Annotated in this window: 22 protein-coding genes; 12 read left to right on the top strand and 10 right to left on the bottom strand. The window is 51.0% G+C overall.

Annotated features, from left to right (window positions below; genetic code table 11):
• Positions 1 to 610: 610 nt before the first annotated feature.
• Together AC2215_RS09095 and AC2215_RS09090 are read right to left on the bottom strand one after the other, a co-directional pair.
• On the bottom strand, positions 611 to 1,036 hold the full coding sequence (locus AC2215_RS09095; protein ID WP_486809662.1) for a hypothetical protein: 426 nt from the start codon (positions 1,034 to 1,036) through the stop codon (positions 611 to 613).
• 97 nt (positions 1,037 to 1,133) lie between these two features.
• Positions 1,134 to 1,406, bottom strand: coding sequence for a helix-turn-helix domain-containing protein (locus AC2215_RS09090; RefSeq protein WP_486809661.1), 273 nt, complete (start codon positions 1,404 to 1,406; stop codon positions 1,134 to 1,136).
• Between the two features lie 368 nt (positions 1,407 to 1,774).
• On the opposite strand from AC2215_RS09090, the gene AC2215_RS09085 reads away from it, so the two are divergent.
• From AC2215_RS09085 to AC2215_RS09065, 5 genes are all read left to right on the top strand, one after another.
• On the top strand, positions 1,775 to 2,107 hold the full coding sequence (locus tag AC2215_RS09085) for a hypothetical protein (RefSeq protein WP_486809660.1): 333 nt from the start codon (positions 1,775 to 1,777) through the stop codon (positions 2,105 to 2,107).
• Entirely contained in the window at positions 2,104 to 2,469 is a 366-nt protein-coding gene (locus tag AC2215_RS09080; protein ID WP_486809659.1) for a hypothetical protein, read from the top strand. The genes AC2215_RS09085 and AC2215_RS09080 overlap by 4 nt, the downstream gene beginning before the upstream one ends.
• The gene (locus AC2215_RS09075) at positions 2,466 to 2,705 is read left to right on the top strand and encodes a hypothetical protein (RefSeq protein ID WP_486809658.1); all 240 of its coding nucleotides are present in this window, start codon (positions 2,466 to 2,468) and stop codon (positions 2,703 to 2,705) included. Before AC2215_RS09080 ends, AC2215_RS09075 begins: the two co-directional genes overlap by 4 nt.
• A gap of 313 nt (positions 2,706 to 3,018) precedes the next feature.
• Positions 3,019 to 3,501, top strand: coding sequence for a hypothetical protein (locus tag AC2215_RS09070; RefSeq protein ID WP_486809657.1), 483 nt, complete (start codon positions 3,019 to 3,021; stop codon positions 3,499 to 3,501).
• Positions 3,502 to 3,567: 66 nt separating this feature from the next.
• A complete protein-coding gene (locus AC2215_RS09065) occupies positions 3,568 to 6,981 on the top strand; it encodes a DUF3854 domain-containing protein (protein WP_486809656.1) in 3,414 nt (1,137 codons plus the stop codon).
• Positions 6,982 to 6,991: 10 nt separating this feature from the next.
• On the opposite strand, the gene AC2215_RS09060 is transcribed toward AC2215_RS09065, so the two are convergent.
• From AC2215_RS09060 to AC2215_RS09030, 7 genes are read right to left on the bottom strand one after another with little or no spacing between them, the layout of a single operon-like run.
• The gene (locus AC2215_RS09060) at positions 6,992 to 7,309 is read right to left on the bottom strand and encodes a hypothetical protein (protein ID WP_486809655.1); all 318 of its coding nucleotides are present in this window, start codon (positions 7,307 to 7,309) and stop codon (positions 6,992 to 6,994) included.
• Positions 7,310 to 7,318: 9 nt separating this feature from the next.
• Positions 7,319 to 7,690, bottom strand: a complete 372-nt coding sequence (locus AC2215_RS09055; RefSeq protein ID WP_486809654.1) for a hypothetical protein — start codon at positions 7,688 to 7,690, stop codon at positions 7,319 to 7,321.
• Between the two features lie 46 nt (positions 7,691 to 7,736).
• Entirely contained in the window at positions 7,737 to 8,183 is a 447-nt protein-coding gene (locus AC2215_RS09050) for a hypothetical protein (protein ID WP_486809653.1), read from the bottom strand.
• Between the two features lie 3 nt (positions 8,184 to 8,186).
• The gene (locus AC2215_RS09045; protein WP_486809652.1) at positions 8,187 to 8,774 is read right to left on the bottom strand and encodes a hypothetical protein; all 588 of its coding nucleotides are present in this window, start codon (positions 8,772 to 8,774) and stop codon (positions 8,187 to 8,189) included.
• A gap of 8 nt (positions 8,775 to 8,782) precedes the next feature.
• Positions 8,783 to 8,989 carry a hypothetical protein gene (locus tag AC2215_RS09040; protein ID WP_486809651.1) on the bottom strand — a complete coding sequence of 69 codons (207 nt, stop codon included), beginning with the start codon at positions 8,987 to 8,989 and terminating at the stop codon, positions 8,783 to 8,785.
• Positions 8,990 to 9,006: 17 nt separating this feature from the next.
• Positions 9,007 to 9,606: a hypothetical protein gene (locus tag AC2215_RS09035; protein WP_486809650.1), complete on the bottom strand. Its 600-nt coding sequence runs from the start codon at positions 9,604 to 9,606 to the stop codon at positions 9,007 to 9,009.
• A gap of 51 nt (positions 9,607 to 9,657) precedes the next feature.
• Positions 9,658 to 9,999 carry a hypothetical protein gene (locus AC2215_RS09030; protein ID WP_486809649.1) on the bottom strand — a complete coding sequence of 114 codons (342 nt, stop codon included), beginning with the start codon at positions 9,997 to 9,999 and terminating at the stop codon, positions 9,658 to 9,660.
• A gap of 645 nt (positions 10,000 to 10,644) precedes the next feature.
• Between AC2215_RS09030 and AC2215_RS09025 the strand changes: the two genes are divergently transcribed.
• The 7 genes from AC2215_RS09025 to AC2215_RS08995 all read left to right on the top strand — a co-directional run bounded on the left by AC2215_RS09025 (position 10,645) and on the right by AC2215_RS08995 (position 25,542).
• A complete protein-coding gene (locus tag AC2215_RS09025; RefSeq protein WP_486809648.1) occupies positions 10,645 to 11,166 on the top strand; it encodes a hypothetical protein in 522 nt (173 codons plus the stop codon).
• A 172-nt stretch (positions 11,167 to 11,338) separates the two neighbouring features.
• Positions 11,339 to 13,063, top strand: a complete 1,725-nt coding sequence (locus AC2215_RS09020; protein WP_486809647.1) for a hypothetical protein — start codon at positions 11,339 to 11,341, stop codon at positions 13,061 to 13,063.
• On the top strand, positions 13,063 to 14,583 hold the full coding sequence (locus AC2215_RS09015; RefSeq protein WP_486809646.1) for a hypothetical protein: 1,521 nt from the start codon (positions 13,063 to 13,065) through the stop codon (positions 14,581 to 14,583). Before AC2215_RS09020 ends, AC2215_RS09015 begins: the two co-directional genes overlap by 1 nt.
• 2 nt (positions 14,584 to 14,585) lie before the next feature.
• A complete protein-coding gene (locus tag AC2215_RS09010) occupies positions 14,586 to 16,061 on the top strand; it encodes a hypothetical protein (RefSeq protein ID WP_486809645.1) in 1,476 nt (491 codons plus the stop codon).
• Between the two features lie 12 nt (positions 16,062 to 16,073).
• Positions 16,074 to 16,511 (top strand): hypothetical protein, encoded by a 438-nt coding sequence (locus AC2215_RS09005; protein ID WP_486809644.1) that lies wholly within the window; start codon positions 16,074 to 16,076, stop codon positions 16,509 to 16,511.
• A gap of 761 nt (positions 16,512 to 17,272) precedes the next feature.
• Positions 17,273 to 19,297, top strand: a complete 2,025-nt coding sequence (locus tag AC2215_RS09000) for a TIGR03032 family protein (protein ID WP_486809643.1) — start codon at positions 17,273 to 17,275, stop codon at positions 19,295 to 19,297.
• 35 nt (positions 19,298 to 19,332) lie between these two features.
• On the top strand, positions 19,333 to 25,542 hold the full coding sequence (locus tag AC2215_RS08995; protein ID WP_486809642.1) for an FG-GAP-like repeat-containing protein: 6,210 nt from the start codon (positions 19,333 to 19,335) through the stop codon (positions 25,540 to 25,542).
• 9 nt (positions 25,543 to 25,551) lie between these two features.
• Here AC2215_RS08995 and larE read toward each other — a convergent pair whose 3' ends face one another.
• Complete coding sequence (larE, locus tag AC2215_RS08990) at positions 25,552 to 26,388, bottom strand: ATP-dependent sacrificial sulfur transferase LarE (RefSeq protein WP_486809641.1); 837 nt, start codon at positions 26,386 to 26,388, stop codon at positions 25,552 to 25,554.
• Positions 26,389 to 26,619: the final 231 nt, after the last annotated feature.

Below are 26,619 nucleotides of genomic sequence, written 5' to 3'. Positions count from 1 at the left end.
GGGGGAAGTAGGGAAAGGTAGGGGGAAGTAGGTTGAAGTAGGGAAAGGTAGAGAAAGGTAGGGGGAAGTAGGTTGAAGTAGGGAAAGGTAGGGGAAAGTAGGTTGAAGTAGGGAAAGGTAGGGGAAAGTAGGTTGAAGTAGGTTGGCAATTGCTCAGCCCTCGCGAACTATCCGAACTCGCTCATCATCAAGTCGTTTTATTAACTTGTGAAGCTGCTTGGACAAGGTCAAATTCTCGTCTGAGCAGAGCTTGAATTGTATTGACCGAAGATTCTCAAATCCTTCGCAAGTTTCAGTTACACAGTCGATCACAGTTTCTGCCGCTCGGATCTGGGTGAGCGCAGACCAAAGCAGTTCGTTTTTAATTTTTGTCAGTTCGTTCACGTTTTTCTCTGAGTGTTTGCTGCATCGTTATAGAATGATTTAAGACGCTGAGTCCTTGCCGCCCTTGGGCACTGCTCTTTCATCCGGTTCCTCGCCTTATGGCGGGGTTTCCATTTATTGGGGTAAAATGGATGCACGAATCCGTCCCCAAGTGGGGTTATGGTTGAAGGAATCCGTAGCGTTAGGTGGTACTATTGGGCTGCGGATTCCTTGCTATTTGGGGGTTTTACGCTCGTTTAGCGGCAATGGCAGCTTTGGGTTTTGCCCGTTTGGCAGCTTTTCTGACGGGCCAGGGGAGAAGTGCAATACTCATCATTCCCGACCACTGACAAAAAACCTGAATTCCGACAAAGGTTTCCAAAATGTCATTGGGGAGCCAAATAACAATGGGCAGCATCAGTGCCGGCACAACCATCAGCGCAAAAATTATCCAGAATGGCTTCCCTTCAAAGCCTGCCTTGGTCAAGATTCGGTCCCAAATGAATCCCCAGGCGAAATACACAGCGAGCAGATAAATCAAAAAGGCAAGAAGAGTTCCAAGTACGTAACCAGCGACGTCTCCGACGTAAGTTCCAGCGGTTTCGGCAAATCCTTGTTGAAATGCCTGCCAGAAAGCTTCTTCTTCTCTTGATAACGATGCAATAATGGTCATAGCTTTAATCCGGGGGACGCAACGCGATGTTGTGTCCCTTTTTCAATTTTGGGTAACTGTACTCACCTCCGTTTTAGCTTTAACCGCCCGCTGCAAGCTAATTACTGTTTTCGGGTGGAATGCCCAAGTAATCAGGTAGCTCGTCAACATTAATTACAGTTTTTCCTTGCAATACAAATAGTTTTTTGAACTGAGCAATAGTTAGCCTGATTTCGCTAAAACCTAGCTCGCAACGACGCACTGTGGCAGGATCTGCATCTATTGATGCAGCCATTTTTGTTTGGCTAAGCCCAAGACCCGTTCGAATTTTTTTTAGCACTGCCTCCTGTTCTTTCTCCTGATCTGTTTGACTATTGTCGTTATTTACCATAGCATAAATGCAGGCATTTTGCACGCACAAAAATTACGCACAAAATGTCTGTCCTGAAAAAACACCTCAAAGCGGACTCGCACTCCGCTTTGAACCCCAATTATCCCAGGCATTTTGTCTAGGCAGAATGCCCTACCTCTTCGATTCAGGCACCCCCTGACGGAATCCGTAAAAACTTGGTGCGCACAAAAAAACGGGCGCAGTTTGCCGACTGCACCCCCAAAATCTGACCCAACCCTCTCCGATTACCACGTCGCAAGGGTTGAGAAATGTTAATTCAACAACCAAACCCGGGTAATTTCACGGTGATGGTTGAAACCCTTCAAGACCGTATTTCTACCAGGTTCGTTGTTAAGAAATTATAAACCATGCCCGATCTGAACGTGTCAAATTCTTCGCATCTCAACCCCCAGAATCTGATTCAGTCTTTCATCTGCTTAAAGGAGTCGCTGGAGACCACCGCCCAGACTCTAGACAGTGTTATCTGCAATTTCTTTGGCGAGCGCGCCGCTTGGTCGAACATTCCCGACACCAAATTTGACGACATCACCACTCAGGAATATTCGACCTTTTACCACCCCGCCCTGTCTCTCGATGACATGAGGGCATTAAAAACCCTTTGGGATTTGCGACTCGCCACCAACTCTTGCCTCGTTGCGATCGAACTTGACAAGCTCGACGAACCAACGGAGGAAAAGTGAACCTGGAATTCGATTTCTATCACCTCTACAGCGTTTTTGACGACAACGGCAAGTGGCAAGCGGTACTTCCCGATCGAAAACTGGCTGGAGGCATTGGAGATTTTTTCAGCGAGCGCACCGGGCGTGGGTACCGGGTTCGAGACGAGGGAGTGAGGAACCCTTTGACGTTTGAAAGCCAGGGACCAGCAAGCAAGCTCCCATTTTTTTACCGCGTGGGGGCGGACGAACAAGACAAAATCGATTGGTGGTTGGGGTCTTTCGCCAGCTACCTCGATGCTAAGCACTACTACTACGGCAGCTGCGAAGTCATTTTGTGCGAACCGTGCGTGCTTCGGAAGATTCAGCCAGGGAGGGAATCATGAACATCAAACACTTACTGATTGGCGATTACTGTATCAACCTCGCCAGTATCAACTACATTCAACGGTTTCTCGACGGTACAGTCGCAATCCACTTCTCCAGCAACGAGCGCTTGACGGTGGAGGGAGTGGAAGCCGATGGGTTTTGGGGATTTTACACTGGCCATCAAAACGGCACCAAGCGCATCACCGCCCCTACCGTTCAACTACCGGAGGTTTCCCGCCGTGCTGAAAATTAAGTTTTTTCGTCTTGAAGGAAGGGACGCCCCCGCGATCGTTTTTCAATCGGACTGCATTTGTTTTAACGACTCTCGAATTTCTTTCGCGGAACGAAATCGTTCAAGCTCCGGGGATCGAACAGTTGTTTGGTTTCTCAACGAAGAGCACGTCAGCCTTGCGGGTGAAGCGTCTGTTTGCTACTGGGAAGCTCGGACGCCCAATTAGTTTTGAGTTTTTTTGAGGTTTTCAATCGTGCCAATGAACCGGGAACGCTACCCGAAAAATGCGATTGCCAGAAAAACCACTCTCACTTTTTAAGCCGGAGTCAAATTAGTGAACCCATACCCCGAAATACTCCTAAAGCTTTACTGCGCCGATTCTGAGTTTCCTCAAAAACTGAGATCGATTGCCCCCGTCTCCCCAGAAATCATCAGCCGCACCCTCAAGGTTCAAAATTTCGATGGAGACGGAGTCGATATTCACTTTAGCTTGCCTCTCGATCGGGCGATCGAACTGCTGGGGCGAAACCTTGGCGTTGATTTTCGAGCAGAAGATTGGACCGGACCCGAACCCGAATTTTTGGTGGAAGCAGCCTTACCCCTTCCTCTCCTGCACCAAATGCTAGACCTGATTTTTAGCAACAACGGGCGATCGCACTTTGTAGACTCCTCTGGGTCTCTCGCTCACTTAACCGCCACGATGAATCTGCGCCTCGTTTTGGCAATGGCGATCTGCCAGCAAAACCACAACTACACGATCGCACTTGCTCAAGAAAAAAGAGGGTCCGAACCCTCCCTGTCCAACAGTATTTATTAAGTGTCAAAGCTCATGGTTGCTCTACAATCAAGCAATTCAGAGAAATATAGATTGAATGAAACCCATTTGACCGATCTGTTATCCTCTGGCCTCCACCAGGATAGCATTTTGAATCTGGGACATCAATCGGTAGACGCGGATGAGGCGAAACTCTACACCGGCCACCCACTACCGGGGTTGCTATTTCACTACTGCGACCCAGACGGCAAGCCCTACCGATGGGCGAGCGGTCGGTACAAAAACCGGCACTTTTGCCGCATCAAGCCCGACTGGGACGCCGTCGATGATGCCACTCGCCGCCAGTACGCCAAAGACGACGAACTCCCCAAGTACCTCAGCCCTCGCAAATCCGGAAATCGCCCCTACTTCAGCCGCGCCCAGAGCGAATGGCCCAAAATTTGCCAGAAGGCCAACATTGGCATCGACATCACCGAAGGGGAGAAAAAGAGCGACTGCGCCAACGCTCACGGATTCCCCACCATCGGCTTGGCTGGCGTCACCTGCCACCGCGACCACACGAGCCGAGGTGTAGAAGCGACCGGCAGCCATTGGGATATGGAGGAACCGGAGGAGACCCCCAGCCGATTTTTGCCAGAATTAGAAGAGCTACAGTGGCGCTTTCGTCCGGTTGGTATCGTTTTTGATTCCGACATTGTCGAAAAGCGGCCCGTGCAGTTCGCCTTACAGTCCCTCGCTGTTGACCTGAAGCAACGAGGGGCTTTACCTTTTCCGGTCATCCTTCCCGCCGAACCCGATGGCAGCAAAAACGGGTTAGACGATTTCATTTACCGCCACGGGCGCGATGCCTACGCCGAACTGAGAAAAACCTGGCAGGGGATACAGCGCGGTCGCCACCAACTGTTGAAAACCGACAAAAATGGCAACCTCCGATTTTTCATTGAAGAGCCGATCGCCACGGTGAAAGCGGTGATGGTTTGGGCGGTACTCAAGAGCCACCTTCGCTACCGCACCGGTGTGGGGTGGTACGAATGGACGGGACAGATTTGGCAATACCTGCACCCCGACGATTTCCAAGTTCGACTGGATGAATTCTGTTTGGCTCAGGGCTGGATGGAAACGGGAACCAACCAATTGCACCTCATCGAGCGACTTCTCAAAACCCGACTAACCACCCGAGCCGACCGTTGGAACGGCAACCGGAAACGGGCATTTGCCAATGGCACTTACGATTTTGCACTTCAGCGCTTCGAGCCAGGTTGGGACCGGGAGGATTACCTGACCCAGGCACACCATTACGACTGGCTAGACCCGGAGGAGGTCGACCCCGATCGCGATTGCCCTCACTGGATGCAATTTTTGAACGAATCCGCCGGCGGCGATGGGGAACTGGTGAAATTGCTGCAAGCCTACTTGCGATGGTTGCTCGCCCCCAAGAAACGAGATCGCAACTTCCCCATCCAAATCATCCTCGACTTGATCGGACCACCGGGCACCGGCAAGGGCACATTTCTCGAAGTTTTGCGATCGCTTGCGGGCGAGGCAAACTACGCCGAAGTGAATCAGGAGATGCTCAAATCCCCCGAGAGCCGCGCCGCCCTCATCGACAAATTGGTACTGATTGCCTCTGACGCTTTCGGTCACTGGAGCCGAGTAGACCTCCTAAATACGATCGCCTCCAACGAACCGGTCGTCACTCGACGCCTCTATAACCAGGCGGACCCCACGACCCGTCTTGGAGCCGTCTTGGTTCGGGCGATGAATGCTTACCAAAGCGTTCCCAGCGGGGCAGAAGGACTCAATCGGCGACTGCACGTGGTAAAGTTCGACCATATTCCCGAAAAGAGCGACCCCCATTTAGTCAGCCGGCTTCAATCTGAGTTGCCATTTATCAGCGCGTGGGTTTGGTCGATTGGGAGTGGTGAAATGCGTCGGCGTATCTCCTGGGCAAGCAGCGTCCCCAGTGTCGCCGAAGCCCGACTCGAGCGATTTGAGTTTAACACCCCCGAGTTTCAGTTTTTGCGCGAGGTTTTTCCGGAGGGTTGTTTGAACATTCAAGCCTCCGATTTGTACGAAAAATATGCCAGTTGGGCGAAAAATTCGGGTAAAGATGCGCGATCGTCGTGCAAATTCGGTCTAACTTTGAGCAATTGGAAGCGCTTTGGCGTGCAAAAAATTGAAGGGAAAAACGCCAATTTTTACACGATTCCATCGCCAAAAGCCTTGCTGGAAGCGGGATTGCTGCCAAATCATACCGGAGAAAGGCTGGGGGAGGGTTTAGGCTCCGGTGGAGGGTTGGGGGAGGGTTTGGTGGAGGGTTTAAACCCGCTCCCTGTAAGGATGGTGGAGGGTTCGGAAGGTTTAATCATAAAGAAAACCTATCACCAGCAAAATCAAAACACCAATAGCTTGCAACTGTCACACACTAAACCCTCCGAACCCTCCACCATTCAGTCACAGCAAGGCTTACAACCCTCCACCAACCCTCCACCAACCCTCCACCAACCCTCCACCAACCCTCAAAATGTCAATTTTTCACCTCAGTTTTTAAAAACTCAGAGAGATGTTGAGGGAATTTTAGAAATGCTGAGGCAATTCTCCAGAGAAGGAGCCTTAACCGAAGAAGCGATGGGCATCATCACCACCGGTTTGTCTCCAGAACAGAGGAGTTGGGTGTGGAAAAACCTGGAAAAATGCGATCGCGATCGGCTTAAGAGCCTGAAAAACGAGTCAAAAGCAGTCACTCAATCTCCAATTCAGAACGATGGCGCTCAACTGAAATTATCGAAGATTGACTGGAACAGCTTTCCCTGGATACCCAAAACTTGCTGGCAGCCCGGAGCCGATCGAGATGTGATTCGCCACCAGAAAGCCGAACAGCTCAGAGACAAACTCGTGAAGTGTTCGACAGAGCAGGAATGGCAGGCTCTAATCAAGGAGTGGGGAATGTCGGCGATTAAATGGGTTGATGAATTTCTGAGTCTCCCCCAAGAAATTGCCGAACGAAAAAGCCGGGTGGAAGCCGATCGCGAATCCCAACAGCTCACCATCGGTGGCGAGCCTTCCATCATTGACGTTCCCACTTCCGTTGCGCTTTGGGCAAATTGGCAGGGCGATCGGGGACGAATGCGATTTGCCGATGCCGATTACGAAAAGGCTAAAAACTGGTGCGCGACTGCCAGCGCTTGGGGGTTTATCGCAACCCTCGGTCGAACAGAGTCGCAACATGAGTTACTGGTGCGCGGCAACCCTAAAAATGGCGAGCCATTCGAGGAATTTAAGCGATTAGCCGCTGGTCCGCTCCCAAAGGAGTCGGAATCGAAGGGGCGGGGTCGGGACATTCTGAGTCCTGGACAAGAAATGGAAAAGCATCGACTCGAGGGGATGTCGATCGCTGAATTGCGATCGGATTTGGTAGCGGCAATGGGTGAAGGGTACCTTTGCACCCTCAACCCCAAAGCAATGACTCGACGACAGCTCAACAAAGAGTTGATGGCAGTGCGGGCGTGGCGTTACCCTTAGCCTGCAGGTTTCACTTTTCGTCAGGCGAAGAATCTTCTAGCCAAGGGGCATGAGTTTCGTACCTAACTTGTTCGCGAGGCTGAAAACGCATTTCAATCGCCAATCGTGCTTCCATATCTTCAATGCGACCCTCCAACAATTTAATTGCATATTTCTGTTGTCTAAAAACCGAACCTGTATCTTTTCGGAGCAATACATTTTCGTGCCTCAAATCTCGAATTTGCAGCTTTAAATTGCCGGTGTAGCGCGAAATCGCCAAAAACGCTGTCAGAACAACAGCAGCAATTTGAAGAAGAGTATTGATTAGCTGGGGGTCTATTGTAACCATAGGTAACAATCACTCAAATTTCCGCTTGTCATCGCTTTGGCAAAGCGACTCATCGTCGCTATATTCCCAAACCCTTAACCGAAGGCTCTTCACCCACTGCCAGTTTCTGAACTTAATTTTGTAAGGAAGCCCCCAGTTTGGCCAGATATGAACCTGAAGGCGAGTTGTTACGGCACGAAGTGCAGCATCGGGCGCATCATCGGGAACTGGCCAATTTAAGCGCTGAACGATGTATCCCGCAGAATAAAGAGTGTTCTCTTTGGGGAAAACATCAGTCATGACAACTCTGCTGTGAAACGTGTGCGGCAACAGATGTCCCTCAGGTGCAGATTCAAGCTGTCGATCGAACACCAAGCGCCACAGACGAAGATTGTCAGCCATAGCAAAACACTGCAAATAGCTTTAAGCAAGTTAAAACCCAAAGCTGCTATTGCTGTACCTCCGTCCAAATTTGACCCAGTATTTGTTTGATGTCCGAAGACTGAGGTCCCGAATATTGCCACACCTCGATGTACATTTCCTTGTGCCAGTAGGGAATCGAAAACGTTGCCAGGTATGGCTTTGGCTCAAAATTTGGAAAATAAATTAGAGTCGGTCGGTTAAGCGGAACTTTTCGATCGAACAATGCCATCCCCGTCGTAAATTCAGAAAATGTATCGGGGGAAGCCAGCAGCGACACCGCAACCTCCAGCCCAAAATTCCAAGTAGGCTTTGCCAAAGACGATCGACATCCCACCAGCAAGATATTGCTACTGACCAAGCGGCCAAATGGTGGGATGCGATTTTTTTTTGGCTCAGGCGCGATCGAAAATGTCTCTCGCATCACCCCATCCCAGTGAATTCGATTAGATAACTCTAAAATGGGGTCAAACATTATTTAGCCTGGAGCTGCGGCGGGTTCGGGTTCTTCTTCAAGACTGCTAGGCAACGGAAGCTCAAGCATCTCTGAAAACTTCACGTTACCAACGTAATCAAGTGGCTTGGCAAAAACCTCACCATTTGATTTAACAGCCATGTCGATGGGCAAATTAAACTGAGCGGAAAATACCTGGGTTTCATCGTTAAAACTTGCCGCTGTTACCCCGGTATTAGCAGCCGAGCCGCCGCGACGCTCAGCCTCGTTCAAAATAGTGGTCATGGCAATTAACGCCCCAGAATAGCTGACAGGGTAAGCGTTGCCATCAAAATCGACAAAATCGAGTACCCAATCCTGAAGAGGGCGATCTTGGGTTTCCCCAGCGTAAATAAACTTGGGAATGATTTGAAAACGACCTCCTCCAAAGAAGCCGATGCGACACGGAATTTGAATATTACCCGTCGCGACGTTTTGCCCGTAATTGAGGGTAATATTTACACCTTCAGGTGCAGCGCTTCGAGCGTCATAAGCTCGCTGTAACAACTCAAGTGCTGCGGCAGGAATTCGCGGGCGCTTTAACGTGCCCGTTGTTGGAAATTCAGAAGGCATTTAACACCTCACAAGTTTTCTTGGCTCGCAAAAACCTCATCACATTCGCCACCGTAGAGGTAATCATCAAGCTCTCGGAAATTGACCAGTTCAAGTTGTCCGCTGTTGCGGTAGACAATAGCTGTCTCTCCCCAGTTTTTGTGCTTGTGATTTGACCAGTCCGGTGGCACTGCCGACTGATAAATCTCGTAAAATCCTGGGTCGGTCGGCAGCATAATCAACCTATTCACCGTTACTGCTTAGCAACCCAGCCAGCGGGTAAAGTGCTAGGAATCGGCCACGAGATGAATGTGGACACAAGATCGACACCGTCTTGGCCAGCCGTCTCGGTGCAGGCACGTGGGGGCTTATTTAGACGTCCGCCCTCAACATCGTTAATCCCTTCAATGTAGTTGGCTCCTAAGAAGCAATAATCACTCCCGCCAACAACATTTTTTAAATCCCCAGGAACTTTGACCGTATTGTATTTTGGTGCGTACCAAGCGTACTTTGCACCTTGAATTTCAACATAGTGCAACGTAGATTTTGCTGTGTCCCGAGGTGATGGACCTAACTTGGCAGCTTGAACCAAAACCCAGTTTGTCAAACTTGCAAAGTTAACGCTTGCATCTAAAAACGAAGAAACACTGTCAGTTTCTGAAACTTTACGAACGCGAGCCGGTTTGGGGCGACTACATCCAAAAAATACCGGAGTATTTGTATTGCCTGTCACCTCTTGATGCCCGAGGGCTTGACCATCTCCCGCAGCAATGTTGGTCTGAAACCCGTAGCGACCACCGTACTGGCTCCCTACGGATACTGAAACTTTTCGTTTGTCCGCATAAACCGGCATTAATTTAACCTCCTAAAAACGATCGAATTACCTGTCAAAAATGTCAAAGTCTTAGGAGTTAGCGACGGTCGCGCCAAAATTTAGAGGGGTGGAAGTCACTACGGTAAAAGTGGTATTCGACCGATACGAACCGTCGGCGCGGAGAGTCGGAGCACTAAACGTGGGGTTGTTGAAAGTGTTAATCGTCGCCGTGGGGTTGGCGGCATTGTAATCGTCTTCTGCGAAGGCGCAGCCAGCTAATAAGTCGTGAATGGCATCAGGAATTGTTACATCAGACAACTGAACGCTAATCGCGCTCGTGAGAGCCTTTAAGGAGATCGTCACGTCGTCGGCAGTCTCTGTCAGGGTGCCTGCGGGCAATTTTGCGGCCAGATCGGAGAAGGTGAAAGACATAGCAAGAATGAAGTGAGTTTACGAAGTGGGCGCGCTTAATTTATTCATAGCTGTACAAGCGTATAGCAGTCAATAGATAATCGAAGAGTGCAAAAACACAAACCTTAAGGGCTGTAACAATTTGAGATGGAGCTAAAACTTTACCCAAAGCTTTCAACACGCAGTAAACGAGCGCTGACGCGAAAACACTATCGAGGCAGCCAGCGTCATGCACCAGGCGAGCCAGTAGTTTACACGCCTCGCGGAGCGTTGGTCGCACGGCTGAGCCGCGAAACCGGCATGAACGAAGAGGCTGTGATCAAACAGTTGTTTGCAGAACGAGAGTACTTGCTGGAATTGGGGCGAGTGTAAGTGGGAAATCTTGCCAATCAGTTCGTATACGAGGAAAACACCCAAATCCTCACTCGGTTTCGGGCCGGGGAAACCAGCCCAAAAATTTTGTGGCAACCAAAACTCTCAAAGTACGGAGTTTTTACGCTGTCCTCCCACTACTCAGGATTTCTTCAATCCCTGCGGTTAAAGGTTGACATTAGCTCACTAGAAGAGACTCCCATCCCAGCAATTCCGATAGAGGAAAGCCGAATTACTCGAGCGCAAGCACTTCGAGACATGGAGTGGAAAAACCCCCGATATCAAGTTGACATCATGATGGCTAATGGGGGCGATTACCACAACCTGTTTTCGATTTCTCTGCAAACTCGGCTCCCGTATTACACGGTGAGTTTGTTGTCGTACTTTACAGAAAACGCCGATTTCCTTTTGGGACCAGAAACGATACTGGCTGCCCAAGTGGTGAACGCTGGGTACGGCTATCCCCAAGGGGACGACGAAATTATATTTTACGGCGCAGTTTTAGAACAGGCGTATTATTACGCCGAGAGCTTAGACCAGTTTTCCAATCAGTGCGAAGACTACTTGGTTAGTGTTGACGGCACCGGTGAGCTAATTCGAGGGGCAAACGTCAGGCGATCGACTCTGTCAATTATCAACGATTCGCCTTACCGAGTTTGGCTTTCTATGGGCAAAGAAGCGAGCATTGGTCGAGGAATATTGCTCACTCCTGCCGGATCGAGTTACACCATCGATCGCAGTCATTACTATACCGGTCCAATTTATGCCGTATCTGAAGGCAACAGTAATATCGTGGGGGTTGAATGTTCCAGTTAAAACTTTGGGTAGCAAACTCTTTGCCCATCCGGCGGAAAAACTTTCGCGTCAATCGATTTTTGTACAGCCAAACCGAAGACCGTCGCCAAGTGCGGCACCACGATGAGGTTGAAACCAAGTTCCCGCTCATTTTGCACTCTGCCCATTACATTAATCCCGTTGATAATTATTAATGAAACGAGGCATTCGGCGAACTCCACGCCCTGACTTTGACATTGATATTGACGATTTTGAGTCGATAACAGATATTTACGAAGAAATTGGAACCGGAGTTATTGAATTTCATGGACCGGAATTTGAAGAGCCGAGTTTTGGGGAGTTTTTGTGGGAAGAAGTAGTCCAGCTAGGGTTGTTTAGGGCTGATGCTGAGGTAGAAGTTACAGTCTCTGACTGCGAAATTTGTGTGGGTATTGCACTAGACATTTCCCTGTATGAAACGGCGCAGGGCAAAGGTCCGCGTGTATGTTATCGATTTGACGAATGTAAGGAAGAAGACGAATTTCCGCAACCATCGCCCCCGCCGCCCCCGCCGCCCCCGCCGCCACAAGATCGAATGCCACCACCAAGGAGAGTAAATGCGGGTTCAACGTTGTGTAACGGACTTTTGACGCTTTACTCAACTCGCCACTCAATTACTTACACGGGTGGCTCTAATGCTCGCCCAGGGACTCCTGTAGAGATTCCGGTAACTTCTACGGGCGTAACAAAAGATTCTGTGATTTTTCTTGGAAGCAAAATTGAGTCCTTCACTTACGCTTACAGAGCAGTCTATTTCTACACTGTAATTCGTCCGCCAGACCCGATTGATAACGAGCAAGCAGTTAGACAGTACGATTACTATTTTCAAGAAGAGAATCCCAAAATAAGCAATCGATATCTTATTGCCATTATTGGCTCCGAACAGTATGGAAGGTCAAGGGGAAAAAACTCTGAGTTTTTTCCTCAGTTCAAAGCTTGGGACGAACATGAATACATTCTCGATTGCTCTGTTAAGAAAAAAGCTCCACCCCCAGATGGAAACGAAATGAATTGTTGCAGAAATCAAAGAGATAACGATGCATTACTCAAGAAAATATATCGAGATCTGGTTAAAGCTCGAAAAGAAATTGACGAGATGGGAGAAGTAGTTGGAATTGATGATTTTCCTGCATCAGTTCCTAAATATTTAACAGAAAATCAAGGAAATCGTGCTCTCAAAAGTATTCCTCAGTTTCAGGAATATATCGTTGAACAACTAGACGCCTTGTTTGGTCAGTTCCCAATACAAATTGAGATAGAAGATACTGACCCAACTCAATCAGGTAATCAAAAAGCTAAAATTTCACTTCCTAATCTTGCCGAAGGGCTAGCAGAAGTTTATGGATTGCTGACTAAGGCGGCAATAGATGGAGATGTTGCCTTAAATTTCATGACACGATTAGCCTTTGAACTAGAGTCAGTTAAAGCCGCAACATTGTTGACGCAGTCGTACGCTAGGGGTAACGCTGCATACTTGGGGTATCAAGGTAATTTTGAAGAATTTGAAATTCAAAACTTTTTTAACATCGATTCTGACAATATTGAAAACTTTACTGACATTCTTCGGGAGGAAAAAGCTCGCATTAGTACCTGGATAAACGAAGACAAAAACACGGTGCAGGCATATTTAGAGAGATTAATGTTTGCTGCGTCTATCATTAAACAGGTGTACGTTAAGAACGATGACTTCTCAACTCCTAACAAGATAATTGACCTTGTGGGGTCAGCTTTAGGCAATGGAGTTGGGTCAAAAGAGTGGGAAGAATTTTTGTCATACTTAAACACCGAAGGGTTTGTAGGTAGAACATCTTCTAGCCCTCAACCATCTGCAAAAAATATTGACTTAACAAATACAGAACCGGAAAACAACCCAGAATAATGCCGATAGCAATTTCTAGAAGCGCGCTAAGAAGTCGGGCGATTCGTCAAAAAGTGACTGGCAACAAAATTATTAGAAAGATAGATTTAACTCAGTCAATCGCTAATACAAATCAGCAAGGGTTACTTTCAAAAATACTTGGCGGGCTGGGAAAGTTTGTTGGGTTTATTACAAACCTCGTTTCAAAAGTCAAAGTGTCTGTAACAGCACTTTCTGAGTTTGTAATGGCGCGCATTGAGGAGTTAAAAGCGTTTGACTGGAACGCAACCGATTTAGAGCTGGAAACAGCTATTTGGGCTTATAACGTTCAAATGGCGGGAATTTGGGGAAGCTTAGTGGGGCGAGGTGTTGGATATTTGGCAACAGTGGCGGTAGGGGTAGGAGTTGGATTGGTTATTCCGGTAATTGGTGGTGCAGCACTGGCTGGGGCAATTAGTGTTGCCGTTTCAGAAGAAGCTGTTCCAGAGTTGATATCGGAATTAAGTTCAGCCTTGTTTCAAACAGTGGCTTTAAAATCAAGGCAAATATCGCTTTCTGCATATATTAATCTTCGTCGCTTTATTAAACAACTTCCTTTAGGGACAATCGCGTCAATTCCAGGAATTGACTATAATTTTGCTAAAAAGATTAAAAATGAGTGGGGAGCTGAAGGAGCACCAGTCTTATCTTTCAATAAGTCGGTAAGTGACAAAGTAGAAAAAATTAAAAACCCAATTACTCAAGCGTTTGTAGAAAATGCCTTAGACGAGTCCTGGGATACGTTTGTTGAGGGAACGCTAATTATTGCTCGATCGATTGACGATTTTATCGCTGCCGAGCAAATGCCTAGCTCTTCAAACGGGTTACGGGCGGTAGAGGTTCTGCCTGACAAAAACAATCCCGACGAGAAGGTTTTATTTTACGGGCGAGAAAATTCTTTGATGGGGCAAATCATGGGAACCCTAAACACCCATCAGATGATTCACAATCGGGATATTGGGTTTTCTGAAGACGTTCGATTGACGTCAATGCCAGCGCCTCCCCAAAAGCGAACGTTGCGAATTATTTTGTATTCTTCACCATCTCCCCCATGGACGAGAAAGGGGAAAAGACCTAAGAAGTCAGAGCATATTATTCCCGATCCAAAGCCTGGTTTGACTTGGCAAGATGTCAAAAGGGCTGTGGGGGGAGCTGCCGGAATGAAGGTTGGAGATTTTGCGGCCACAGTTAACTTTTCTAACCGTCGCCAGTTTACGGTTCACGGTGACACCAAAGATGTGGCGTTAGCCAATGCTCGTAAGCTTGCTGAACTTAGCGAAGCAAAAGTGTTTAGGGTTCACGTCAACGAAAATATTGCCTCACGGCAAACTCCCAAGAAAGTTCTTACGGTTTACGGCGCATTTATTCACGTTGGCAAAGTTATTCCTGACTCGACGAGCGATCGACAAAATACGGATGGCCAACGATACAGGGAAGAGAAGAAACGATACGCGCTTTGGCCTGACGACGCCCCTGGCAATCTTCGCAACTTATTTGGTTAACTATGCCTGTTCAAAATTTATCTGAACTACAAAACATCAAATTAGAAGTTCCCGATCCGCAGTTGCTACAGGGGTGGGAACCATTCAACGGCGCGATACTTTACGCCGAGCGCGGCAAAAAATACCTGGTTTTTTCTGAAGACCCCGAAATCCGTATGCCGGCTCCGGACAACGTGAATGGGGAAATTCAGTTTCTTAAGGTGTCTGACGGCATCGCGACCATTAATCCTCAAACTCACACCGTTGAAGGGTTGCTGGCTTTTGACAATCGCGGCATTCTACGAGTGGTTGCCACCGACGACAAGTGGATCGTAACAGCAGTCACGTCGGGAACGGGCAGTGGCTCGGGCGGTAGCGTTTTTGCTGGCAGCGGTGGTGGCAGTCGCCAAATTGTCTTGTCAGCGGCTGCGGAAAATTTTCTTTATGAAAGCGGGGCGCTGACCGTAGGTGTTCGCCCGTTTACTGTGTCGATCGCTCAGGGAGCAAACGAGCAGGGAGTGGCTATTGATACGACGGTGGAGGTAGAAGAAGACCCATTAGAGTTTCCCAACTTGCCCACCAACACCACTGTCTATTTTTGGGTAGACACTTTGGGAAATTTGGGATACACCGATTCTGAGCCGCTGGAGGTAGACTATTTGCCTGTTAACGGCACCGTTGAAAATAGCTTTGAGTTGGTGTCGCTGATGGGGTCGGACGACGGCACGGCAGAAGCTTATGACTCGTCATTGCAGTCGGGGGAATATTTCGATGACAACACGAAACCTTGGTTTGCTTTTGATGGCAATCCTTACACGTTTTGGGCAAGCAATGGTAGTCCTGTAGTGCGGTTGAGGAAAACGTTGAGCAGTCCTAAAACTGTCGTCAAGTACGCCATTACATCTTCTTCGGCGGCTTCAAACTGGGGTAGTCGCTTTTCTCTTAATGGCTGGCACATTCAAGGTTGGGATGGTAGTACTTGGGCGACCATCGACTCTAGAAGCAATCAAGTTTTTGGAGACCAAGAGACCAAAGAGTATTTTGTGGCTACCCCAGGGGCTTACAGCTCGTATCAGTTGCTGGCTGCAAATGCTCAATTAAACGATCCTTACATTACTCTTTCTCTTGACTTCTACGCATCTTCAACCACAGATTACGTGTACCTGATTCCCGAAGGGCAGACGTACAAGTGGGAAGAGTCAATACAGGCTTTTACTCCCAGCTCGCGCATTTTTGTGGGGGAAGCAGACACCGATGGCACAAAGTTGTTGGCGGTTAGACCTTATCGGGTGGGAAATCGGGTTTACCAAAGCCAAGTCGTTAACGCCAATACCAACACGGTCATCTCGACCAACTTGGGGACTAAGCGAGCAATTTATGCCGCATCGTTGCCAGTAGGGGCGGTATCGGGTGGGGTGATTGCTTGGGACAGAAAATGTGTGGTGGTGAGGTCGTCAGCTCAGGGGTTGGTGACGGTGACCGGAGTTCGAAATTATTGACGAGGGAAGTTAATGCCGTACATTGACAGGCAGGGAAATTACTATGAAGGCGATCTCATTTTTCGGGGCGATATTGAGGTGCCACAACGACCGGGAGAAAATATGGAGTGGCACGGCAAAGAATGGGTGGGGGCACCTAGTCGGGCGGTGGTCCACCGGCGAATGACTGAGGATGAGTTTAAGCCTGAAGGGTATAGAATTTGGAGCCACATGAAGTTAAATTCCCCAGGCATTGCCACTGACTTATTTACGGCGTTGACCGGGTCGGGGGAAGAAGATGTTCTGCAATGGAATATCCGCAGTCTTCTTGCCACGATTATTGAGACGCTAGAGCAGTTGGGAAAACCTTTGTCCACAGCACAACTAAGCCGCTTAGACGAAATTTTAGCTGAGGCGTGTTTTGAGTGGACGATTGACGATTTGGGGATTGTGGACGAGCCGTCGTCGTAAAGCGATACTGAAAAAGATCCAAAACTTACAGCGACCACGTGCCCTTGCCTTCGACCAAGGGTATTTTTTTTAAAAAGGAAGAGCGCATTCCCAGTATCCGCGCTGGTTTCGCTGGATAAAGTGTCCTAAGCTAGAAGCAAAGTATTGAATTTTTCGCTCAGAGACATAAGGGGTAAGAACCCAGGCAATATGCAGTATCAAGTCAAGGTTGACTAGCAAGGGCAAAAGTTTGGCGAGCATAACTATTTTGTGCAATTCTCGACCTTCTGGCAGTAATGCAAAAAAGGCGATCGAGTTGGTCAAATTTAGTCTAGCTGGCAAGGAAAAAGAGGCTAAATTTCAGTCTAGACCGCGTATTTAGACTTTAGAAACCTTTGCACACAAGGTTTCAGAAACAAAGACCAGACTTCTGAAAATCCGCGTGTCCCCGGTTCAAGTCCGGGTCCTGGCATAATTCATAATTAATTGACCTAAAACCCTTGTTCTTTCCATAGAGCAAGGGTTTTGAAGCTTCTAGGAAATCTCAAGACTCTCGAATATCCCTCTTCGGTCACTCTCCAGCTTTTCCGTACGACAAGCAATTGTCCCGGACAAGGGATCGCCACTGTCAGTATTGTCGGGAAGTCCTAAATAGCCCGATCGATTTCCCACCGTACTTTCACTGAGGCGATCGAAAATCTACTGGGGTTGTAATGGAAAGTAGGCGATCGATATACCTATCGCCATCGAACGTTCTCGACCTCCCCATCTACTCGATAAATATGCTCCCTTCCACCGGAACCCTACTTTCGGATCGATCGCCGTCTCTACAAATTTCCAGCTCCGAGGGGTTTGCCCGTTGGTTACTCGATCGCCAGCTCAGTTTGGCGTTTACCACCTATCAAACCAATCGGCTGTTTTTTATCGGTGCGAAACCCGATGGGGGGATTTGGGCGTTCGAGCGCTTGTTCGATCGAGCCATGGGACTCCATGCCACCCCCGATCGCCTGTATCTGAGTACCCGCTACCAGTTGTGGCAGCTCGATAACCTCTTGGAGGCGGGGGAAACCTACGAAGGTGGCGATACGCTCTACGTACCTCGCCAGAGCTACATCACCGGTGATGTGAACGTTCACGACGTAGCTATAGACGTATCACAAAAAATAGTTTTTGTCAATACTCAGTTTAGCTGTTTGGCAACCCTCGATCGCCACCACAGCTTCAAACCCATCTGGCAGCCGCCTTTTATCTCCAAACTCGTTCCCGAAGATCGCTGCCACCTCAACGGTTTGGCGATGGTAGACGGGCAACCCCGGTACGTCAGTGCCGTCAGTCAGTCCGATACCCCAGCCGGGTGGCGATCGCAGCGACAAAATGGCGGTTGCATTCTCGATATCCAAACCAACCAAGTCGTTTGCGCGGGATTGTCGATGCCCCATTCTCCCCGATTTTACCGAGGTAAGCTGTGGCTGCTCAACTCCGGTACGGGAGAATTCGGGTATGTCGATCTCGAACGGGGACAGTTTCAGCCGATCGCCTTTTGTCCGGGATTCGTGCGGGGGCTGGCATTCCACGAGAATTACGCGATCGTCGGCCTATCCAAACCTCGCGATCGGACGTTTCAAGGACTGGCGATCGACGAACGGTTAGCCGCTCGCAATATTCTACCGCGCTGTGGGTTGGCGGTGGTGGATCTCGATACGGGAAAAATCGTGGCGGGGTTCGAGTTCCTCGAAACGGTGAAAGAAATCTTCGACGTTGCCGCGTTGCCGGGGGTGCGGCAGGCGCGCGTGGTGGGGTTTCAAACTGACGAAATCGAGCGGTTGGTATCTTTTCCCGGTTCTGGCGGGTTAGTGTCCGTGCGGCCCACTGTTGGGGCGAGTGCAACAGCCGCGATGGCAGCGACTTCCACTCCGACGCGCATTCGCTACCAGTTGGTTTGCAACCTCGATGCCGCCCACACCCAAGACTACGATGCCCTCAGCTTTCCCAGCCTGAAAAAACGGTGGCAGACTTTTACGCAACGGGGGGAACTCATCGGCATTTCCGCCTCCATTCACGAGCGCATTGTTGGCATGGCGATCGCCGAAATTTTGCCGCCCCAACAAGATACACCCAATACCGCCGAACTGATTTCTATCTTCGTCCGGCCCGAAGAACGCAGACGGGGAATCGGCACCAATTTGGTGAAATACCTCGAAACGGCCCTGGGCGATCGAAATTGTACCCAAATTTCCGTGCAGTACCAAGCCAGCCAATTGACCCAGCTTGCTTGGGAACCCCTGCTGGCACAGCGACAGTGGCAGCCCCCCCAAACCACCTACCGATTGTACAAAACCACCACCGAGAAAATTGCCAACGCCCCCTGGTTGGCGAAATATCCCCTCCCCGAAGCCTTTGAAATCTTCCCCTGGCACGAACTCACCGCAGACGAACGGCAGGGGATCGAGAAACGGGGGGGATATCCCCAATCCCTCAACCCCAACGGAAGCGATCCGCGCCTGGAACCGAGTAATAGCTTGGGATTGCGCTACAACGGCGAGGTTGTGGGGTGGAGTATTACCCATCGCATTGCCCCAGATACCATTCGCTACTCCAACCTGTTCGTGCAGCCTCAGTTTCGGCATTTGGGGCGGGGAATTTCCCTCCTGGCAGCCTCCATCCAGCAGCAAATTGCCCAACCCATTCCCAACTGCACTTGGGCGGTGGCAGCAGATAACCCGGCAATGCAGCGGTTCGCCCAGCGTCACCTAGAACCCTTTGCCACCGGACAGTGGCAATCTCGCCAAGCCGACAAATCTCTTTAACAGCAACCCTTGACAACGTAACGAGGAATTCGATCGTGGCTATTTTTGAAAAGAAAACTGGAACCGATAACCCCTTTGACAGCGTAGATGTAGGTAGCAGCAGTGCCCCCAGCTTTGTCGATGTCGATGGCGACGGGGATTTGGATGCTTTCATTGGGGAATGGAACGGCAATCTCAATTTCTACCGCAATGACACTGGTACCTTCACCTCAGTCACCGGTACCGATAACCCGTTCAATGGCGTCGATGTGCTTAGGAGCAGTAAACCCAGCTTTACCGATGTCGATGGCGACGGGGATTTGGATGCGTTCATTGGGGAAGGGGACGGCAATCTCAATTTCTATCGCAATGAGGGTGGCTCTTTTACTGAAGTCACCGGTGCTGACAACCCTTTCAATGGCGTCAATGTGGGGCGCTACAGTACCCCCAGCTTTGCCGATCTCGATGGGGATGGAGATTTGGATGCTTTGATTGGGGAAGGGGACGGCAATCTCAATTTCTACCGCAATGAGGGTGGAACCTTTACCGAAGTCACCGGTGCTGACAACCCTTTCGATGGCGTCGATGTCGGTAGCCACAGTACCCCCAGCTTTGCCGATCTCGATGGGGATGGAGATTTGGATGCTTTGATTGGGGCAGGGGGAGAAGGTGGCGTTATGGGCGTTGTCTACTACCGCAATGACAGTGGAACCTTTACCGAAGTCACCGGTGCCGACAACCCTTTCAATGGCTTAAATGTGGGTGGCTTCAGTGCCCCCAGCTTTGCCGATGTCGATGGCGATGGGGATTTGGATGTCTCGATCGGGTTGTCTGGCGGCACGATCGAGTTTTACGAAAATACTGCCCCCGTCGCCACGATCGCCCCCGGCACGATTCCGAGCGAAGTCGGCACCACCGCCACCACCGGAACCTTCATCGTCACCCTCAGCGATGCTGCCCCGGCTGGCGGAATCACCATTTCCTACACCGTCGGCGGTACGGCCACTTCCGGCACGGATTATACTGCTCTCTCGGGAAGTGTCACTGTAGCCGCCGGGGCAACGACTGCCACGATCGACGTCACCCCCATCCTCGATACCGTCACCGATCCGGGGGAAACCGTCGAAGTCACCCTCACCGGCACTCCCACCTCCAATTACAACCTCGGCGACACCGCAACAGCCGTCCTCCGCATTGCCGACGAAACCCCCACCACTTTCACCGAAGTCACCGGTGCTGACAACCCTTTCAATAGCGTAAATGTGGGTCGCTACAGTCACCCCAGCTTTGCCGATCTCGATGGCGATGGGGATTTGGATGCCTCGATCGGGGCACAGAACGGCAATCTCATTTTCTACCGCAATGACAGTGGAACCTTCACGGAAGTCACCGGTGCCGACAACCCTTTCCATGGCCTCGATGTGGGAGATGACAGTGCTCCCAGCTTTGCCGATCTCGACGGGGATGGGGATTTGGATGCCTTGATTGGGCAACGGGGCGGCAATCTCATTTTCTACCGCAATGACAGTGGAACCTTCACCGCAGTCATCGGTGCCGAGAACCCCTTTGACGGCGTAGATGTGGGTAACCGCAGTGTCCCCAACTTTGCCGATCTTGATGGCGATGCGGATTTGGATGCTTTCATTGGGGAAGGGGACGGCACTCTCAATTTCTACCGCAATGACAGTGGAACCTTCACCGAAGTCATCGGTCCCGAGAACCCTTTCAATGGAATAAATGTGGGTTTATACAGTACCCCCAGCTTTGCTGATGTCGATGGGGATGGGGATTTGGATGCTTTCATTGGAGAATTTGACGGCAATCTAAATTTCTACCGCAATGAGGGTGGAACCTTTACCGAAGTCACCGGTGCCGACAACCCTTTCAATGGCGTAGATGTGGGTTTCTTCAGTAGCCCCAGCTTTGCCGATCTCGATGGGGATGGGGATTTGGATGCTTTCATTGGGGAAGCATTCGGCACCCTCAAATTCTACGAAAATGCCCCCACCGCCACCATTACTGCCGGAATCACCCCCAGCGAAGTGGGAACCACCGCCACCACCGGAACCTTCATCGTCACCCTCACCGAAGCGGCCCCGGCTGGAGGCATCACCATTCCCTACACCGTCGGCGGTACGGCTACTTCCGGCAGCGACTATACTGCCCTCTCGGGAACCGTCACCGTGGCGGCTGGGGCAACTACCGCCAGCATCGACGTCACCCCCATCCTCGATGCCGTCACCGATCCCGGCGAAACCGTCGAAGTGACTCTCACCGACGGCGCAACCTACAACCTCGGCGACACTGCAACCGCAGTCCTGGGCATCGCCGACGAAACCCCCACCACCTTCACCGAACGAACGGGAACTGACAACCCCTTTGACAGTGTAGATGTGGGGAGTACCAGTCATCCCGCTTTCACCGATCTCGATGGGGATGGGGATCTGGATGTATTTGTTGGGGCATGGGATGGCAATATCTACTACTATCGCAACGAGGGAAGTAGCTTTAGTGCTTTTTCCCCCACCGATGCGGACAATCCCTTCAATGGCGTTGACGTGGGGAATGGAAGCAAGCCTAGCTTTGCCGATATTGACGGGGATGGAGATTTGGATGCCTTCCTCGGCGAACAAGACGGCACGATTAATTACTATCGCAACGACGGTACGTCCACCAGTCCTAGCTTCACGGAAGTCACCGGAACGGGCAATCCTCTCAACGGGATCGATGTGGGTTTGACAAGTCATCCCAGCTTTGCCGATATTGACGGGGATGGGGATGTAGATGCCTTTATCGGCAAACGCAACAATGGTATTCATTACTACCGCAACGACGGCACGTCTGCCAATCCCAGTTTTACGGAAGTTACCGGAACCGATAACCCCCTTGACGGCATTAATTTCTCCTTCTCCCGCCCCAACTTTGCCGATCTCGACGGGGATGGAGATCTCGATTTATTACTCGGCGAAGGGGCAGAAGGTGGTCAAATCGTTCGCTACTACCGCAATGATGGCGGAAACTTTACCGCAGCTACGGGAGGCGATAACCCTTTAGATGGCGTAGATGTGGGTTCCTACAGTTCCCCCAGCTTTGCCGATATTGATGGCGACGGGGATTTGGATGCCTTGATTGGGGAAGGGAACGGCACCCTCAATTTCTACGAAAATGCCCCCACCGCCACCATTACTGCCGGAATCACTCCCACGGAAGACGGGACAACGGGAACTTTTACCTTTACCCTCAGCGATCCGGCCCCCGATAGCGGCATCGTTCTGGACTACACCGTTGCGGGTACTGCCACTTCCGGCACGGATTATACCGCCCTCTCGAGAACCGTCACCGTGGCCGCTGGGGAGACGACGGCGACGGTGAATGTAGCCGCGATTGACGATCTTACCGTTGACCCTGGCGAAACCGTATCTGTCACCCTCACTGACGGGGCTGCATACAACCTGGGAACGACGACAACTGCAGAGTTAACGATAACCGACAACGACGCCGCTGGATTCACTCTCTCGAAAACCACCGCCACCGTAGACGAATCGGGCAGTACGGATAGCTTCACCGTCGTCCTCTCCTCCCAACCCACCTCCAATGTCGTGATTCTCGTCAGCAGCGACGATACGGGAGAAGCCACAGCCACTCCTACCCCCCTTACCTTCACCCCTGCCAACTGGGATACAGCCCAAACCGTTACCGTCACCGGAGTCGACGATCATTTAGACGATGGGAACCAAACCTCTACCGTCACCCTGGAAATCGACGACGCAAACAGCGACGACAACTTCGATACCCTAGGAAACCAAACCGTCACCGTCACCACCAATGACGACGATACCGCTGGAGTAACGATCGGGACCACCAACGTCAACGCCACGGAAGGGGGGGCAACGGGTAGCTACACGGTGGTACTCGATGCCGAACCCACGGACGATGTGACCGTCAGTTTCACCACTGACAGCGAAGTAGAGGTCATTGGGGCCCTCACCTTTACCCCCGCCAACTGGGATACGCCGCAAACCGTCACCGTCACCGCCACCGACGAAACCAACATCGACGGAACCACCACCAGTACGATTTCTCACAGTACCAGCGGTGGCGGCTACGACGGCGTAACCATCGAGGATGTTACCGCTACCATTGTCGATAACGATAGTCCCAACGTCGCGATCGCCGAATCCGATGGCAATACGCAAGTGGAGGAAGACGGAACCGCCGACCGCTACGAACTTTCCCTCACCAGTACCCCCAGCGGCGATGTCACCATTACCGTCACCGCAGCCGCTGGGGTGGAAGTGAGTGGGGATAACACCAGCTTCGGCAGTACCGCGGATGTTCTTTTCACGAATGCTAACGGTCTCAATCCCCTGACGGTGTACGTTCGGGCGATCGACGACGATGATGCGGAAGGAACCCTCAGCGGCAGCATCACCCACGCCATTACCGCCAGCGACGATACCAACTATCCCACCACCCTCGATATCGGTTCCGTCATTCCGACGATTACCGATAACGACATCGCCTACGAACTGAGTCTGGATACCAGCCGCCTGGATGAAGGCAATAGCGGCAGCCAAACCCTTGACTTTACCATTACCCGCAGCGGGGCGATCGATGAAATGAGTACCGTCGATTTCACCCTCAGCGGGACTGCCAGCGACGGTTCCGACTACAACAACCCGATCGTCAGCGGGACGGATATCTCGGAGGCAGACGGAACCATTACGTTTGAAGCGGGTTCTCAAACGGCGATCGTTTCTGTGGAGATTCTTGGGGATGCGATCGCCGAACCCGACGAAACCCTGATTCTCACCCTCGACAACGCCACCGCTAGCGGGACTGCCACTCTCACCACCGACAGCCTCACCGCTTCGATACTCAACGACGACACCGCCGGAGTCACCCTCTCCACCACCACCCTTGACCTTGCCGAAGGGGGAACCACCGCCGATTACACCGTCCGCCTCACCAGCCAACCCACCGGTGTCGTGACTCTCGGTTTCAATACCGGAACTCAGCTAGAGGCAATCGCCGATATCGAGTTCGCACCGACCAACTGGAATATCCCTCAAACCGTTACCGTAGCGGCGATCGACGACTTGGACATCGAAGGCGAACACAGCGGCAGCATCTCCCATACCCTCGTCGGTGGCGGCTACGATGGCATCAGCATCGGCGAAATTGCCGTCACCATTGCCGATAACGATATTGCCGAAATCGAGGAGGAGGTTTCCCCACCAGAAACACCCATTTCCAACGATTCTACACCGATAGAAGAGACACAAACCCCAACCACAACCCCCACCTCAACTCAGACCGAAACAGAACAGATTCCCCCTTCTAGCACCGCTCCCGAACCTCTCGTAGAATCGATCGAATCCGATCTCTGCCACCTCGTCACCAATCCCCCCAGCTTCCCCAACCTCAATCCCACCACCAACACCCTCACCGGTACCTCCCTTATCGGCGACGACAATGACAATACCCTCGATGGAACTGGCGAAACCCAGGTGACGATAATGGCTTGGCATGGAAACGACAACCTCCTGGGGAGTTCCGGAGACGATCGAATGTTTGGCAACCAGGGAACCGATGTCATCGATGCGGGTATGGGAAACGATGCGGTATTTGCCGGACAAGGTGACGATGCGGCCCGAGGAGGACTCGGAACCGATCTGATTGCTGGAGACTTCGGAAACGATCGCCTTTGGGGTAACGAAGATAGCGATGTCATCTTTGGTAATGCTGGAAACGACTACATTAATGGGGGAGTCGGAAACGATCTAATTTTTGCCGGGAAGGATAACGATGCGATCGTCGGCGGCGACGGTGCGGACGTTATCGCTGGGGAGATGGGTTCGGATTGCTTGCACGGACAAGCCGGAAACGACATCCTGTTTGGCAATGCGGAAAATGACGTTCTCGATGGCGGCGAAGGAAACGACTTGCTATTTGGCGGTCGGGATAACGATACCCTGTTGGGAGGACTCGGCAGCGACCTACTCTTCGGCGATTTGGGGAACGATCTCCTCTCCGGGGGTGCGGGAGGCGATCGCTTCGATTTCCGCTTCGGCGACGGCAGCGACATCATTACTGACTTTGAAGATGGGATCGATTTAATCGGCTTGCAAGGTGGTTTAACTTTTACCGATTTAGCGATCGCTCAAGTGGGTAACGATACCCAAATTACGGCCACTGGATTGGTAATAACGCTGCAAGGGGTGAATGTTGGGGCGATCGATTCTGCGGATTTCGCCCTTGTCTAGAACCCATCGCTATTTATCCATCACCGATAATGCCCGATTCAACTTACCGCTAACATACCCTTCCAAATCTAGAGTGACGAAAAGAAATCCCAAATCCTGAAACGCCTTCACCAGTTCCGGCAAATCCGTTTTGAGCACGAAGTCTTGAATCTGTTCCGGGGGTAACTCAATGCGTGCCGTATCCCCTTCCGAACGCACCCGCAGATTTTGCCATCCCTGGCGGCGCAGATAGATTTCTGCCCTTCCCACCCGTTGCAACTTCCCCACGGTAATCTCTTCGCCGTAGGGAAACCGGGAGGAGAGGCAGGGTTGGGCGGGTTTATCCCACCAAGGCAATCCCACTTCTCTCGAGAGTTGCCGTACTTCGGCTTTCGTCATCCCCACTTCAGCCAGAGGCGATCGTGCCCCCCGTTCTTTCGCCGCTTGGATGCCAGGACGGTAATCGTGCAAATCATCGGCATTGATACCATCGACGACATAGGGATAGCCCCGTTGCAGTGCCAGGGGTTTGAGGGTATCGTGGAGTTCGCTTTTGCAGAAGTAGCAGCGATTGACGGGATTTGCGGTGTAGTTGGGATTTGCCATTTCGTCGGTAGTGACTTCCTCGTGGGCGATCCCGATCGCCGCAGCTTGGATGCGGGCTTCTTCTAAATCTTCAGGTAGTAGGGATGGGGAGACGGCTGTAACGGCAAGGGCGCGATCGCCGAGAACATCGTACGCAATTTTGGCAACCAGGGTACTGTCAATGCCGCCAGAGTAAGCAATCAATGCCCGATCCATTTGCTCGAACAGGGTGGTGAGGGCTTCGAGTTGCGGGTTTAAGGTTTGTTGGAGTGTCTGGCTCATGGGCGGGGAAATGTCTGCTGGAGATCGATCCGTTACATCTCTTCATACTGCCAGATTTTTTAGAAGATTGGGAAATGGATGAATTCGGAAGTCGGAATTCGGAATTCGGCAATGGGGGAGAGTTGAAGTCAGAATTCGGAAGTCGGAATTGGGAATGGGGTGTAGGGTGTGGGGTGTAGGGAGATGCGCTGATGTGGGGAGATGGGTGATGGAGAAATGGAAGAATTGGGG

Source organism: Zarconia sp. (assembly GCF_057467645.1).
This window is presented reverse-complemented; position numbering and strand designations above follow the sequence as displayed.